General features: G+C 71.2%; 14 protein-coding genes. 7 read left to right on the top strand and 7 right to left on the bottom strand.

The features are described from left to right. Nucleotides 1-43 precede the first annotated feature (43 nt). Nucleotides 44-1,891, top strand: a complete 1,848-nt coding sequence (locus ACGF4F_RS07810; protein ID WP_393075786.1) for a 2-oxoacid:acceptor oxidoreductase subunit alpha — start codon at nt 44-46, stop codon at nt 1,889-1,891. Then, nucleotides 1,884-2,918, top strand: coding sequence for a 2-oxoacid:ferredoxin oxidoreductase subunit beta (locus ACGF4F_RS07805; RefSeq protein ID WP_357437238.1), 1,035 nt, complete (start codon nt 1,884-1,886; stop codon nt 2,916-2,918). Before ACGF4F_RS07810 ends, ACGF4F_RS07805 begins: the two co-directional genes overlap by 8 nt. 74 nt (nt 2,919-2,992) lie before the next feature. On the opposite strand, the gene ACGF4F_RS07800 is transcribed toward ACGF4F_RS07805, so the two are convergent. From ACGF4F_RS07800 to ACGF4F_RS07790, 3 genes are all read right to left on the bottom strand, one after another. After that, entirely contained in the window at nt 2,993-4,756 is a 1,764-nt protein-coding gene (locus ACGF4F_RS07800; RefSeq protein ID WP_393075783.1) for a trypsin-like serine protease, read from the bottom strand. A gap of 374 nt (nt 4,757-5,130) precedes the next feature. After that, nucleotides 5,131-6,147: a TrkA family potassium uptake protein gene (locus tag ACGF4F_RS07795; protein ID WP_073840066.1), complete on the bottom strand. Its 1,017-nt coding sequence runs from the start codon at nt 6,145-6,147 to the stop codon at nt 5,131-5,133. Beyond that, nucleotides 6,144-6,266 carry a hypothetical protein gene (locus tag ACGF4F_RS07790; protein WP_357437236.1) on the bottom strand — a complete coding sequence of 41 codons (123 nt, stop codon included), beginning with the start codon at nt 6,264-6,266 and terminating at the stop codon, nt 6,144-6,146. The genes ACGF4F_RS07795 and ACGF4F_RS07790 overlap by 4 nt, the downstream gene beginning before the upstream one ends. A gap of 40 nt (nt 6,267-6,306) precedes the next feature. Here ACGF4F_RS07790 and ACGF4F_RS07785 point away from each other — a divergent pair, with 40 nt between their 5' ends. Both ACGF4F_RS07785 and ACGF4F_RS07780 read left to right on the top strand, forming a co-directional pair. Then, entirely contained in the window at nt 6,307-6,891 is a 585-nt protein-coding gene (locus ACGF4F_RS07785; RefSeq protein WP_393075780.1) for a helix-turn-helix domain-containing protein, read from the top strand. A 136-nt stretch (nt 6,892-7,027) separates the two neighbouring features. Continuing rightward, nucleotides 7,028-7,621 (top strand): ATP-dependent Clp protease proteolytic subunit, encoded by a 594-nt coding sequence (locus ACGF4F_RS07780; RefSeq protein WP_357437234.1) that lies wholly within the window; start codon nt 7,028-7,030, stop codon nt 7,619-7,621. Between the two features lie 254 nt (nt 7,622-7,875). Here the strand turns inward: ACGF4F_RS07780 and ACGF4F_RS07775 are convergent, their stop codons facing one another. Both ACGF4F_RS07775 and ACGF4F_RS07770 read right to left on the bottom strand, forming a co-directional pair. Beyond that, complete coding sequence (locus ACGF4F_RS07775; protein WP_393075777.1) at nt 7,876-9,657, bottom strand: adenylyl cyclase; 1,782 nt, start codon at nt 9,655-9,657, stop codon at nt 7,876-7,878. A 127-nt stretch (nt 9,658-9,784) separates the two neighbouring features. Beyond that, entirely contained in the window at nt 9,785-10,138 is a 354-nt protein-coding gene (locus ACGF4F_RS07770; protein ID WP_393075774.1) for a winged helix-turn-helix transcriptional regulator, read from the bottom strand. A gap of 125 nt (nt 10,139-10,263) precedes the next feature. Here ACGF4F_RS07770 and ACGF4F_RS07765 point away from each other — a divergent pair, with 125 nt between their 5' ends. Further along, nucleotides 10,264-11,109, top strand: a complete 846-nt coding sequence (locus tag ACGF4F_RS07765) for an SDR family oxidoreductase (RefSeq protein ID WP_393075771.1) — start codon at nt 10,264-10,266, stop codon at nt 11,107-11,109. Nucleotides 11,110-11,166: 57 nt separating this feature from the next. On the opposite strand, the gene ACGF4F_RS07760 is transcribed toward ACGF4F_RS07765, so the two are convergent. Both ACGF4F_RS07760 and ACGF4F_RS07755 read right to left on the bottom strand, forming a co-directional pair. Next, nucleotides 11,167-11,943: an HAD-IIB family hydrolase gene (locus ACGF4F_RS07760; RefSeq protein ID WP_073840070.1), complete on the bottom strand. Its 777-nt coding sequence runs from the start codon at nt 11,941-11,943 to the stop codon at nt 11,167-11,169. Nucleotides 11,944-12,111: 168 nt separating this feature from the next. Then, complete coding sequence (locus ACGF4F_RS07755) at nt 12,112-12,789, bottom strand: VOC family protein (protein ID WP_393075767.1); 678 nt, start codon at nt 12,787-12,789, stop codon at nt 12,112-12,114. Between the two features lie 90 nt (nt 12,790-12,879). Here ACGF4F_RS07755 and ACGF4F_RS07750 point away from each other — a divergent pair, with 90 nt between their 5' ends. Next, the gene (locus ACGF4F_RS07750; RefSeq protein ID WP_393075764.1) at nt 12,880-13,827 is read left to right on the top strand and encodes a helix-turn-helix transcriptional regulator; all 948 of its coding nucleotides are present in this window, start codon (nt 12,880-12,882) and stop codon (nt 13,825-13,827) included. Between the two features lie 180 nt (nt 13,828-14,007). Next, on the top strand, nt 14,008-14,463 hold the full coding sequence (locus ACGF4F_RS07745; protein WP_393075761.1) for a VOC family protein: 456 nt from the start codon (nt 14,008-14,010) through the stop codon (nt 14,461-14,463). Nucleotides 14,464-14,482: the final 19 nt, after the last annotated feature.

Below are 14,482 nucleotides of genomic sequence, written 5' to 3'. Positions count from 1 at the left end.
TCAGCCGCCCGTGTGACGGCGCTGAGCGAAGCGAGGTGCGGGCGTGACCAAGCAGATCCGTCAACTGGACCGGGTAGTCATCCGGTTCGCCGGCGACTCCGGCGACGGCATGCAGCTCACCGGTGACCGGTTCACCTCGGAGACGGCCCAACTGGGCAACGACATCTCCACGTTGCCCAACTTCCCGGCCGAGATCCGGGCCCCCGCCGGCACCCTGCCGGGCGTGTCGAGCTTCCAGGTGCACTTCGCCGACTACGACATCCTGACCCCGGGCGACGCGCCGAACGTGCTGGTGGCGATGAACCCGGCCGCCCTCAAGGCCAACCTGGCCGAGCTGCCGCGCGGCGCGGACATCATCGTCAACACCGACGAGTTCACGAAGCGCAACCTGGCCAAGGTGGGCTACACGACCAACCCGCTGGAGGACGGCTCGCTCTCCGGCTACGTGGTGCACCCGGTCGCGCTGACCTCGATGACGGTCGGCGCGCTGGCCGCGCACGAGGTGTCCAAGAAGGACGCCGAGCGGGCCAAGAACATGTTCGCGCTCGGCCTGCTGAGCTGGATGTACTCCCGCCCGTACGACTCGACGCTGCGCTTCCTGGAGCGCAAGTTCGCGGCCCGCCCCGAGCTGGTCGCGGCGAACGTGGCCGCCTTCCGGGCCGGCTGGAACTTCGGCGAGACCACCGAGGACTTCTCCGTCCGGTACGAGGTCAAGCCGGCCAGCATGGTGCCGGGCACCTACCGGAACATCACCGGCAACGCCGCGCTGTCGCTGGGCCTGGTGGCCGCCGGCGTCCGCTCCGGGCTGCCCGTCTTCCTCGGGGCGTACCCGATCACCCCGGCCTCGGACATCCTGCACGAGCTGAGCAAGCACAAGCGGTTCGGCGTGATCACCATGCAGGCCGAGGACGAGATCGCCGCGGTCGGCGCGGCGCTGGGTGCGTCGTACGGCGGGTCGCTCGGGGTCACCACCACCAGCGGCCCGGGCGTGGCGCTGAAGGGCGAGACCATCTCCCTGGCCGTGGCGCTGGAGCTGCCGCTGGTGATCGTCGACGTGCAACGCGCCGGGCCGTCCACCGGCATGCCGACCAAGACCGAGCAGGCCGACCTCAACATGGCGCTCTACGGCCGGCACGGCGAGGCCCCGGTCGCGGTGATCGCACCGAAGTCCCCGGCGGACTGCTTCTACACCGCCCTGGAGGCGGCGCGGATCGCGCTGACCTACCGCACCCCGGTGATCCTGCTCTCCGACAACTACGTCGCCAACGGCTCCGAGCCGTGGCTGCTGCCGGACGTGGCGAGCCTGCCCGATCTCCGGGTCGACTTCGCCAGCCGGCCCAACGGCGAGGACGGCACCACGTTCCTGCCGTACCTGCGGGACCCGGAGACCCTGGCCCGGCCGTGGGCCGTCCCGGGCACCCCCGGGCTGGAGCACCGGATCGGCGGCCTGGAGAAGGCCGACAAGACCGGCGACATCTCGTACGACCCGGCGAACCACGACTTCATGGTGCGGACCAGGGCGGCGCGGATCGAGACCATCCCGGTGCCGGACGTCGAGGTGGAGGACCCGGACGGCGACGCCCGGGTGCTGGTGCTCGGCTGGGGCTCGACGTACGGCCCGATCGGGGCGGCCTGCCGTGGCCTGCGGCAGCGCGGGCTCTCCATCGCCCAGGCGCACCTGCGCCACCTGGCCCCGATGCCGGCCAACCTGGGCGAGGTGCTGCGCGCGTACGACCGGGTGGTCATCCCCGAGATGAACCTCGGCCAGCTCGCCCACGTGATCCGGGCGAAGTACCTGGTCGACGCGATCGGCTACAACCAGGTCCGCGGCCTGCCGTTCACCGCCGCCGAGCTGGAGACGATGCTGGAAGAGGTCCTGAAGAATGTCTGAGCCCATCGCCCTCAAGCTCACCGCCAAGGACTTCAAGTCCGACCAGGAGGTGCGCTGGTGCCCCGGCTGCGGCGACTACGCCATCCTGGCGGCCGTGCAGGGCTTCATGCCGGAGCTGAACATCCCCCGGGAGAACATCGTCTTCATCTCGGGCATCGGCTGCTCATCCCGCTTCCCGTACTACATGAACACCTACGGGATGCACTCGATCCACGGCCGCGCCCCGGCGATCGCCACCGGCCTGTCGGTGACCCGGCCGGACCTGTCGGTCTGGGTGGTCACCGGTGACGGCGACGCGCTCTCCATCGGCGGCAACCACCTGATCCACGCGCTGCGCCGCAACGTCAACCTCAAGATCCTGCTCTTCAACAACCGGATCTACGGCCTGACCAAGGGGCAGTACTCGCCGACCTCCGAGGTCGGCAAGATCACCAAGTCGACCCCGGTCGGCTCGGCGGACGCCCCGTTCAACCCGCTGTCGCTGGCGCTCGGCGCGGAGGCCACCTTCGTCGCCCGGACCATCGACTCCGACCGCAAGCACCTCCAGTCGGTGCTGCGGGCCGCCGCCGAGCACCAGGGCTCCGCGTTCGTGGAGATCTACCAGAACTGCAACATCTTCAACGACGGCGCGTTCGACCAGCTCAAGGAGCCAGCCACCCGGGACGACTACCTGATCCGGCTGGAGCACGGCCAGCCGATCACGTTCGGCAAGGACGGGCAGTTCTGCGTCGTCCACCCGCCGGGCGGCTTCGGCCTGGAGGTCCGCGACACCGCAGCCACCCCGGCCGAGGAGATCGTGGTGCACGACGCGGGCGTCACCGACCCCGCGTACGCCTTCGCGCTGTCCCGGCTGCCGGGGGCGGACCTGCGCAACACCCCGATCGGCGTGTTCCGCTCGGTGACCCGGCCGGCGTACGACAGCGTGGTGCAGGAGCAGGTCGCCACGGCGAAGGCCACCGTCGACGAGACGCCGGAGCAGCAGCTCGCCGGGCTCCTCGCCAGCGGTGACACCTGGACGATCAGCTAGCGTCCGCCGAGACAAGGAAAGGGCCCGCGACCACCGGTCGCGGGCCCTTTCGTTGAGCTGTGTAGCGATCCCGGTCAGAAGACCAGGTTGTAGGAGCCCCAGCCGGTGGCGATCACCTGGCCGCGGCCGTCGATCCACTTGCCGTGCCCGTCGGTGGTGTAAATGCGCATGCTGTTGGTGCCGTCGACGCCCAGCATGTCCACCATGTTGTCGCCGTTCCAGTCACCCGGGGTGAGGATGTTCTTGAACCCGCCCCAGCCGGTGCCGATGAGCGTTCCCTTCGGGTTGGTCCAGCCACCCGTGCCGTTCGACTGGTACAGCTTCAGCTCGCCGACGCTGGTGCGGCCGATCAGCACCTCCAGGCCGTCACCCTTCCAGGCGCCCGGGGTGAGGAACAGGTTGAACGTGTTCCAGCCGGTGCCGATCAGGGTGCCCTTCGGGTTGTCCCAGCCGCCCTGGCCGTTGCTGGTGTAGCGGATGAGCTCGCCCTTGGAGTTGCGGACCATCAAGCTCGGGCGGTTGTTGCCCAGCCAGTTGTTCGTCACCATCAGGGCGGTGAAGCCGCCCCAGCCGGTGCCGATCAGCTTGGGGCTGCCGAGGAACTTGCCGGCACCGTCGGTGTTGTAGATCCACAGCTCGTTGGCCGTGTTCACCGCCATGATCGACGGCTTGTTGTCGCCGTTCCAGTTGTAGACCCGGAAGACGCGCTTGAAGCTGCCCCAACCGCTGCCGATGATCCGGCTCGACCAGATGCCGCCGTACCCGTCGTTGAAGAACCCGCTACCCACGAAGAGCCGCAGGTTGCCGGCCGTGTCCCGGCCGATCAGGTCGGTGTGGCCGTCGCCGGTCCAGTCGGCGTTGACCAGCGGCGGGCGGGTGTAGTCCGCCTTGATCGCGTTGGAGTAGTAGCCCAGCTCCTCGTAGAAGCCCGGGTGCTCACCGCAGTTGCCGTAGCCCCAGTCGGTGAGGCCGACCTGCTTGTTGTTCACCAGCAGCGGGCCGCCGGAGTCGCCGCCGCAGGTGTCGGCGGACGGCGCGGCGGGCGTGCCGTTCCCGGCGCAGAGCATCCGGTTGGCGTCGTACCCGATGCCGGCCCGGTTGGCGTCGGCGGCACAGTAGCTGTCGGTCTGGATCGGCACCGACGCCTTGCGCAGCCGGGTGTCACCCCTGACGTTCGGGTCCGACGTCGTGACGCCGTACCCGACGATGTCCGCCGTGTTGCCGGGCGCGTACGCCGTCTCGCCCTGCGCGCTGAAGTTGACCGGCGTGTACTCGACCGGCAGGTCCTTCTTGAGCGTGAGGACGGAGACGTCGTCGAGGATGGTCTGCGCCGTGCCGGCGTACTGCGCGGCGATGTTCCAGCTCTGGTGGGTCCAGGTGGAACCGACCTCCGCGACGTAGCCGGCGGTGGTGATGATGTTGCCGTTCGCGTCGAGGAGCTGGTCGTGCCCGGCGATGACCCGGGTGGTGCCCGCTCCGTCAGCGGTGCAGTGCGCCGCCGTCAGCACCTTGTTGCGGGCGATGATCGTGCCGGTGCACCAGCCGTAGCCGCCCCCTTCGAGGTAGGTGACGACCCCGACGATGTAGGGGTAGTCAGCCGCGCTGACGGTGGTACCGCCGACGATCCGCGGAGTCGCGCCAGTGCCCTTCGACTGGAACCGGGGACCGTACGCGCCCGGGGCGGGCGGGGTGAAGTTCCCCTCCCGGAAGTGCGGCAGCTTCGTCGGCCGTTCGGCCTGGGCGCTGCTCCCCACGTCGTACGCGCCGCCCGCCGGGGCGGCCTGGACGACCGTTCCCGGCGCGACGATCGCCGCACCGCCGAGAGCGATGCCGGCCACAATTCCGGCCGCCCGTCGCCGTCGGGTTCCTGCGTTTTCTGCCTCTTGAGCCATAGTTTTCCCGTCGTTTGGTTACCGAGGCACTCGAAACTGCCGTCGCGACGCGGCACCCAGCGGAGGCTGAGAACGAGACACACGAGCTCCATACGCTCGCGTGACAGTGAATCCCCCGTGCCCGGGCCAAGCTAATGGCGCCGGCGACCGACCGGTTGCCGCGCCCGTTGGCAGTTCCAAGCGGCCACACGCTAACAAGTCCGCGCCGAAAGATAAACATCCAAGTGGTTGATCGTGAATGTCCGACCGACCCTTGGTCCGGCATATCGCGGCACCCGACCACCTCGCCCGGCACCCGAACGCGCCCGACGGCAACCGGATCAGGGTGCGGCGGCCGTCGCCTGGGGGCGGTCGTCGCGGACGTACACGACCATGTCGCCGGTCTCGATCTCCGCACCGGCCCGGTCGGTGAGCGTCACCACCCGGCCCCGCCGGACCAGCGCGATCACCAGGGAGTCCAGTTCGCGCGGCGACCTGCCCACCTCGTCGCGCTCCGCCGAGCGCATCGCCAGCGCCATGCCCTGCCCCGGGGTGAGCAGGTCCTCCACCACGTCGATCAGCGGCGGGGCGGAGGTGGAGAGGCCGAGCAGCCGGCCGGCGGTCGCCGAGGAGACGATCACGTGGTGCGCGCCACTCTGCTTGAGCAGCGGGGCGTTCTCCGCCTCGCGTACCGCCGCGATGATCCGGACCTGGCCGGCGGTGAGCTGCCGCACGGTCAGCGCCACCAGCACCGAGGCGTCGTCACTGTCGGTCGCGATGATCACCGCGCGGGCGGTCCGGATGTGCGCCTGCTCCAGCACCGCCGACCGGGTCGCCGAACCCTCGATGGCGACCAGCCCGGCCGAGGTGGCCTGCCGCAGCGCGGCACCGCTCCGCTCCACCACCACGATCCGGGACTTGTCCGTCCCGTTCTCCAGCAGTGCGGAGACCGCGCTCCGGCCCTTGGTGCCGTAGCCGCAGATGATGACGTGATCCTTCACGGTCCTCCTCCATCGCGACAGGCGACGGCCGGTCCGGTACTGCTCGGTCAGGACTTCCAGGGTGGTGCCGACCAGGATGATCAGGAACAGCACCCGGGCCGGGGTGACGAACACGACGTTGACCAGCCGCGCCGAGGGGCTGGCCGGGGTGATGTCGCCGTAGCCGGTGGTGGAGAGCGAGACCACCGCGTAGTAGAAGCAGTCGAGGAGGGTCATCCCGTCCTCGTTGACGTCGCGGTAGCCGTCGCGATCGAGCCAGACCGCGGCCACCACGGCGCAGACCAGGGCCAGGGCGGCGAGCAAGCGCAGACTGAGCGCGCTCAGCGGCCCCCGCCGTTGCGCGGGAAAATGGATCACTGGCGGTCCTGCTCCGCCACGGTCACCTGCACGAGCACAAGATAGCCGTTGCGGCGGGCTCCGGCCTCCCGGGTCGCGGTCCGCGCCCGCATGACGTGCCCGGCCGTCGGACGGGGCATGATGGGGACGTCCCGGGACGACGACCGCGAGGAGGCCCGCATGTCGTTGCTGCGACGGGTGATCGGCGGGGTGCTCCGCCGGGTACGGCTGCGGCAGGGCCGGACGCTGCGCGAGGTGGCCCAGGCGGCCGGGGTGTCGCTGCCGTACCTCTCGGAGGTGGAGCGCGGCCGCAAGGAGGCGTCCTCGGAGGTGTTGGCCGCCATCTGCCGGGCCCTCGGGATCCACCTCTCCGACCTGCTCGAGGAGGCCCGCGACGAGCTGCGGCAGGTCGAGCGGCGGACGCCGGTGACGTCGGGGGTGGCCCTGGCCCGGCTGGACCGGGTGCCGGCGGCACACGGCCCCCGCACCGGTCCGCACGTGCGGGTGGGCGGTGCACCCCGGCTGCACGTCGCCCGGCGTCCCGCCCTGCCGGCGCCGCTGCTCGGCGGGTCGCTGCGGCTGCCGGAGGCCGCGTTCCCGCTCGTCGGCGCGAGCCTCGGTTACCCGGCGCCGACGACCGTCGGGTCCGGCACCCGGATCTGGCTGTTCCCCGCGCCGACCGACGCGCGGCGTCGCCCGCGTACCTCGGCCACGCTGGCCAGACGGCGGGCCCGGGCGGGCCGGCGGCGACTGGCCGCGGCCTAGGGCCCGCCGGTTCTGCCCACGGCGGATCTGCCGCGGGCAGAAACCCTGGGCCCGGGGCCACCGTCCGCCGGACGCTGGAGACCGCCGGTTCCCGGGCGGCCCGTCGCCCGCCGGTGGCACGGAGGGTGGTCAGGTCATGGGGTACGGCATCTGGATGCTGGACGAGGGGCAGCCGTCCCTCGGCGACCGGGTCTTCGAGCGGCTGCTCGCCGAACGCATCATCTTCCTCGGCACCGAGGTCACCGACGCCTCGGCCAACCAGATCTGCGCGCAGATCCTGCTGCTCGCGGCCGAGGATCCGGAGCGGGACATCTTCCTCTACATCAACTCGCCGGGCGGCTCGGTCAGCGCCGGGATGGCCGTCTACGACACGATGCAGTACGTCAAGAACGACGTGGCGACGCTGGCGCTCGGGATGGCCGGCTCGATGGGGCAGTTCCTGCTCTGCGCCGGGACGGCCGGCAAGCGGTTCGCCCTTCCCCACTCGCGGATCATGATGCACCAGCCGTCCGGGGGGTTCGGTGGCACGGTCGCCGACATCAGCATCCAGGCGGAGAACATGCTGCACGTGAAGCGGACCATGCAGGAGCTGATCGGCCGGCACAGCGGGCGCCCGCTGCCGGAGATCCAGCGCGACTGGGACCGGGACCGCTGGTTCACCGCCGAGGAGGCCCGCGAGTACGGCCTCATCGACCAGGTCGTCGCCCGAGCCGAGCAGCTCGCCGCCTGACCGCCGCCGGTCGGCACGGGGGCGACCGGCCGGGCGCGCGTGGCGCAGATCGCCCGGAACGTGCGCGGGCATCGGCGACGGCCGGTGCCGGACCCGCCCCCTCGATCGCGTCCGACACCGTTCGCGGGTGGCCGCGAAGGCTCGATATGCGCCGGAGCCTATGGTCGGGACGGCGCCTGTGTACGGTGGAGCGGGCGCAGCGCGTTCCGGTGAATTTTTGTTACCTCACCGGCGCGCCGCGCCCGCGCCCCGTCTCACGGGTAGCTGATCACCGGGCTGGTGCCGTACGAGCCGACGACCGGCGTGCCGGCCTCGTTGATGGTGCGTTCGATGCCGCCGCTGCCGTCGAGGAAGACGGTGATCGCGTTGTGGAACCGCACACCGGCCCGGCGCGGCGCCTCGATCGCCCGGTCACAGCGGATGTCGACGCCCTGGTTGAAGTAGGAGTAGACCCCCAGCCCCCACGCCTCGTGCGTGCGGACGTGGTCGGCGACCTGGTACGACGCCCAGCCCCGCCCGGTCGGGCTGTGCCAGGCGGCCTGGCTCGGCGGGTCGTACGGCAACTCGCTCTGGTAGAACACGGTCCGGCCGCGCTCACCGTTCCAGACGGTCTGCCACCGCTGGTAGTGCTCGACGAAGAGCCCGTACGCAGTCACGTCGTCGCCGTTGATCACCACCCCGGTGCCGGCGGTGTTGACGGTCCAGCCGATGGTGCCCGGCTTGCCGTGGTCGCCGCGCCAGGCCCAGATGTTGTCGATCAGGGTGTGCCGGCTGTTCACCACCAGGCTGGTGGCCGCCCGGCCGGCCGAGGGTCCGCCGATCCGGAAGAAGACGTCCTGGAGCGAGATCGGGTTGGTCGCGTGCGACCGGTGGCTGTTCCGCTTGCCGACCTCGACCAGCACCTCCGACTCGACCGGCCCGGCGTCGACCAGTACCCCCGCGATGCGTACCCCGTCCACGTCCTCGATGCGCAGGGCCGCGTCGCCGGTGGTCGGGGCGAGGCTGGGCATGCCGAGGCCGAGCACGACGGTGTCCGGGTGCTTGACCCGCAGGGCCCGGTCGAGGTGGTAGACGCCCGGGGTGAGCAGCAGGTGTCGACCCCGGGACAGTTCCTGGTTGATCCGCTGCGCGGAGTCGGTGGGCTTGGCGACGAAGAAGGCGGACAGCGGCAACGAGGGTACGACCGCACCCCAGCTGGTGCCGGCGGTGTCGTGCCGGAGCGCGGGTACGGCCACCCGCCAGCGGCCCGCGCCGTCGACGAAGAGGTACGGCTTCTCCCGGGTGACCGGGCTGGTCGGCAGGGTGGTGTACGGCGGGTTCGGGAAGCCCTGCGCGGGCGCGCCGAGCACGCCGGAGAAGACCTGGTTCCAGACCCCGTTGGTCCAGTCGCCGCCGAGTTCGCTGTCCCGGGTCAGCCACTGCTGCTGGGAACCGTTGATGGTGATGCCGTCCACCTTGGAGTCGGCGATGTAGCCGCCGCTGGAGTAACCGCCGTTGCCCGGCTCCAGCCAGAGGATGCCCTTGATGTGCACCCGGCGCATCGGGGACGCCTGGGAGACCGCCCACTGGTTCGACCAGTCGGTTGGGGTCACGGCGAGGTTCTCCACCGAGCGCCAGAAGTTGGTGAGGGCGGAGATGCCGGCCGGCGAGTTCGGGTCGGGTTGCCCGATCACCCGTACCGCGCCGTGGATCTCCACGTCGTCGGGGTGGGCGCCGAGTCCGGCGACGGTGGTGTAGTAGCCGAGCTTCGCGTTGACCTCGTACCGGCCGGGCTTGAACAGCACGGCGTACCGGTCGGCGCCCATCTCGTTGCGTTCCTGTGCGGCGAATAGACGGTCCAGGGTGGACTGGATCTCCTCGGTCGGGGTGGTCGGGTCGTACACGAAGACGTTGGGGCCGAGGTCCGGCTCGGCGTCCTCGGGACGGCCGGGTGCGGCGGCGGCCGGGCGCGCGGGGAGCGCGAGGCCGGTGAGGGACACGGCCGAGGCGGCGGTCAGGGTGAGGAAACGGCGGCGGGAGGGGTCGAGTGGTCTCATCTGCCTGCCCTGTCGGTGGTGGGGTTGGGATCGGCCGCGGAAGCTGTGAGAGCGCTCTCTGGGCCGGGACGCCCTGTTCCTACCGCATCGACGCCGATGACGCCAGGGTGCGCCGGTTCCGGAACCGTCAGCGGGCGTCGTAGCGGGCCCGGGCGGCCTCCACCTCGTCGAGGTGGGTGGTGGCCCACGCCTCCAGGCCGGCGACCAGGTCGAGCAGGCTGCGACCGAGGTCGGTGAGCGCGTAGTCGACCCGGGGCGGCACGCTGGCCTGCACGGCACGGGTGACGATGCCGTCGCGTTCCAGCCCGCGCAGGGTCTGGGTGAGCATCTTCTGGCTGATCCCGTCGATCCGCTCGGCCAGTTCGCCGTAGCGCTTCTCGCCGCCGGCGAGGGTGAGCACGATCAGCACGCTCCACCGGTCGCCGATCCGGTCGAGGACCTTCCGGCTGCCGCAGTTCCGGTTGAACGGGTCCGCCTGCACGGGCTTCACTCTCTTTCGGTGCGTATCGAACTTGAAGGTGCCTACTCTCCAACGGGAAGTAAGGCTGCGATGTTCCCGTTGCTGTGCGAAGACAGTGTTCTCAGCACCGACCGCAGGGAGTTCCCATGTCCATCGTCGTCACCGGCGCCACCGGCCACCTCGGCCGCCTGATCGTCCAGTCGCTGCTCGACCGGGGTGTACCGGCCGACCAGATCGTGGCGGCCGGCCGCGACGTCGACCGGCTGGCCGGCCTCGCCGGGCGCGGCCTGGTCACCCAACAGGTGGACTACGACGACGCCGAGTCGTTGCAGGCCGCCTTCGCCGGCGCGGACAAGCTGATGTTCGTCTCCGGCAGCGAGGTCGGCCGGCGCGTGGTGCAGCACGGCAACGTGATCACCGCCGCCAAGGCCGCGGGCGTCGGGCTGGTCGTCTACACCAGCATCGCCAAGGCGGACACCTCCAGCCTGGTGCTCGCCGCCGAGCACAAGGCGACCGAGCAGCTGATCCTGGACTCCGGCCTGCCCCACGTCTTCCTGCGCAACAGCTGGTACCTGGAGAACTACACCGGGCAGCTCCCCACGTACCTCCAGCACGGGGTCGCCGGCGCGGCGAACGACGGCCGGGTCAGCGCCGCCACCCGCGCCGACTACGCCGAGGCCGCCGCCGTCGTCCTCACCACCGAGGGGCACACCAACCGGGTGTACGAGCTGGGTGGCTCGCCGTTCACCATGACCGAGCTGGCCGCCGAGGTCTCCCGACAGAGCGGCAACAGCGTGTCGTACCTCGACCTGCCGATCGACAAGCTCACCGAACTGCTGGTCGCGGCCGGCCTGCCGGAGGGTTACGCGGCCGTGCTCGCCGACGGCGACCGCGGTCTCGCCCAGGGCGACCTGGAGGTCGGTGACGACCTGGCGAAGCTGCTCGGCCGCACGCCGACCACGCTCGCCGAGGCGATCCGCGCGGCGCTCTGAGCCGCCTGGGCAGCGGGGCCTCAGCACGCGCTGGGGCCCCGGTTCCGGGCTCGGCGGTTACGCCCGCTGGGCGTGCCGCCGGACCAGGTCGTCGACAAGCACCTGCACGTAGTCGGCCGTCTCCTCCCAGCAGGTGACGGCGTGGCACTGGATGCCCATCGCCTTGACCGGGTAGTCGTTGCCGCCGTGGTCCAGCCGGTCGCCGACGAAGAGCACGTTGTCGTGCTTCAGGTCCAGGCACTCCAGCAGCTTGCGCATGCCGTACGCCTTGTCCACGCCCTTGCGGGTGACGTCGATCGAGGTGGAGCCGCCGCCGCGTACCTCCAGGTCGGGCAGCTGCTCGGCGACCGCGTCCCGGAGCCGCTTCTTCTTGCTGCCGTCCGGGTCCCAGCCGTACTTCTCCTGCGGCGGGGCGGACTGACCCAGCGCCGAGAAGGTGATCTGGCTGCCCCGGTCCTCGATGATGTCGCCCCAGGTCCGGTCCTCCCAGAGGCCGAGCGCCTTCGCCGACTCGGTGAGCGCCGCGACGATCCGGACCTTGTCCGCCTCGCTCAGGTCCTCGGCGTAGACCAGCCGCCAGTCGCCGTCCCGCCAGCGGTAGTACCGGGTGCCGCAGGTCGGCATGAGGTGCAGCCGGCTGCGCTGCTCCTCGGTGAGCTCGAGGTGGGCCAGCACCTGCGCCTCGAACTGCTCGAACCGGCCACCGGAGATGATCAGGACGTCCACCTCGGTGAGCAGGTGGCCGAGGAGTTCCGCCATGCGACGATCGATCTGCGACTTGGAGACGGCCAGGGTGTCGTCCAGGTCGAACGCCACCACTCGAAGATCGTTCATCAACAAACCACCATGTCGTCGCGGGCAGGCCAGGACTAGCAGGGTACCGATGTGACGCCCTCCGCCGGCCGCGAGTCCGGAACGTGACGGTACGCAGTCCTCCCGCGCGGAGCGTAACAGCGCGGCGCATGGGCCCGGGCCCGGACGACACCGCAGCACCGATCGGCGTCACGCCGCACCGCCGGCACCCGGCCAGCCGGACGCGCCGACACAGGCCTCGTTGCCCTCGGCGTCGGCCAGCACCCAGTTCGACGGCGCGTCCGCGTCGCTGACCAGCCGCCCGCCGGCTGCCAGCGCCGCCGTCACCCGGGCCTCGGCCTGGTCGTACGGGACCCAGACGTCGACGTGGACCCGGTTGCGTTGCGGCCGCGGCGCGTCCATCGCCTGAAACCAGAACGCCGGCCCCCGGCCGCGCGGGTCGACCAGGTCCTCAGGGCTGCCGGCCCGGTGGACGTAGCCGAGCAGGGCGCGCCAGAACGGCGTCACCTCGGGGCCGACCAGCGCGTCGATGGTGACCTGCACGGTCTGCACGGCCGACGGGTCGGCGGGTACGCCCAGCTCCCGGGCCACCGCCGAGATCCGCCGGGCCAGCTCGAGGTCGCGCCCGGTCAGCCCGTAGTAGTCGGAGGTGAGAGTGATCAGCCGGACGGCCACCCCGCCGTGCCGCAGGTCGACGTCCGGATGGTGGTCTTCGAGGCCGGGCAGCTCGCCGATCGCCCGGACAAGCCGGGCGCCGGCCGCGAACGAGCCGGTACGGAACCAGGCACACGCCCCCTCGCCCAGCACCCGCCATTCCTCGACCCCGGCGGCCGCGTGGAACTGCCCCGGCGTGATCCGCTCCGACAATGTCTTCTCCCTCGGTGATGCGGCTCGGTCCACCGAGTCTCACCCGAGTTCCCGACATCTTCTGTCGTATACGTCGGCAATCATGGGACCGTGCGTGCGTCGCGGATGATGACCGTGCTGTTGCAACTGCAGGTGCGCGGCCAGGCCAGCGGCCGGGAGCTGGCCCGGCACCTGGCGGTCAGCGAGCGTACGGTGCAGCGCGACGTCGAGGCGCTGGTGGCCGCCGGCATTCCGGTGCGGTCGAGCCGCGGGCCGGCGGGTGGCTACCGCCTCGACCGCGGCTACCGCACCCGGCTCACCGGCGTCGGCTTGGACGAGGCCGGCGCGTTGGCGTTCCTCGGGCTCGCCGGCCCGGCCGAGCAACTCGGGCTCGGCGAGCTGCTGGAGGGCGCCCGGGTCAAGGTCTGGGCCAGCCTGGCCGGCGAGGCCCGGGAACGCGCCGGCCGGACCGCCGAGCGCTTTTACCTCGACCCGGCCCGCTGGTACAGCGCCCCCGAGCCGGTGCCCTGCCTCCCCCAACTCGCCGACGCGGTCTGGCGCGACCGCCGCACCCGCATCGAGTACGTCCGCGACGGGCGGCCCACCACCCGCAAGGTCGACCCGCTCGGGCTGGTGCTCGCCGCCGGCGACTGGTATCTGGTCGCCCTGTGCGACGGCCGGCGACGCACCTACCGGGTCTCCCGGATGCGCGCGGTGGACGTCCTTGACGAGCCGGTCGCCCGCCCGCCCCGGTTCGACCTCGCCGGATCGTGGACCGAGGCGCGCCGGGCCCTGGAGGACGAGGAGCCCGCCGTCGAGGTCACCGTACGCGTCACCGCCCGGGCCCTGCCCCGCCTGCGCCGGCTGGTGCCCGCCCCCGGGAAGGACCGGGTCCCGGTCACCGCGACCGGGGCGGTCGAGCTGACCGTCCCGTTCGAGAACGAAGGGTGGGCGCTATCGGCACTGCTCAGCCTCGGCACCGCCGTGAAGGTGCTGGCACCGGGCCACCTTCGGGAGCGGGTGGTCGATGAGCTACGCGCTGCCGCGGCTCAATACTGATCACCTGGTGCTGCCGCGCCCAGCCATGATCAAGTCCGCTGGCCACGTCGCCGGTCGGTGACGGCGGACCATACCCCGTCCGGCGGGAGTTTCTGAAGCCGCGTATGTGGCGACAACAGAGCTGGGAGGCTGGCGGAAACCCCTACGTCGGCAGGACCAGGCGACCGTGAGGAGAGCCCGATGGTGGACCGCGACGATCTTCCCGCGCCACGGCAGGGTCTGGTTGTCACACACTTCCTCACCGTGCGCGACGTCGCCGTCTCGCGGAAGTTCTACGCCGACATCTTCGGTGGGCAGATCGTCCTCGCCGAGAATCCGACAATCGTCAAGATCGCCAACAGCTGGATCATCATGAACCCCGGCGGCGGCCCCACCCCCGACAAGCCCGACATCACCCTGACCCCGCACGAGCCGGGCGACCCGGTCTCCGCGTTCCTCAACGTCCGGGTGGCCGACATCGCCGCCTTCTACGCCGACACCCGGGCCAAGGGCGGGCAGTTCCTGACCGAGCCGCTCGACCGCAAGGCGGAGGTGCGCTGCTACCTCCGCGACCCGGACGGCTACGTCATCGAGATCGGGCAGGCCACCGGGATGCTGCAGGGCATCTACGCCGACAAACCCGCCAGTTCGAGCTGAGACGCTCCCACCTGGTTGC

The organism is Micromonospora sp. NPDC047740 (assembly GCF_043204735.1).
In the GTDB taxonomy this organism is placed as follows: Bacteria; Actinomycetota; Actinomycetes; order Mycobacteriales; family Micromonosporaceae; genus Micromonospora.
This window is presented reverse-complemented; position numbering and strand designations above follow the sequence as displayed.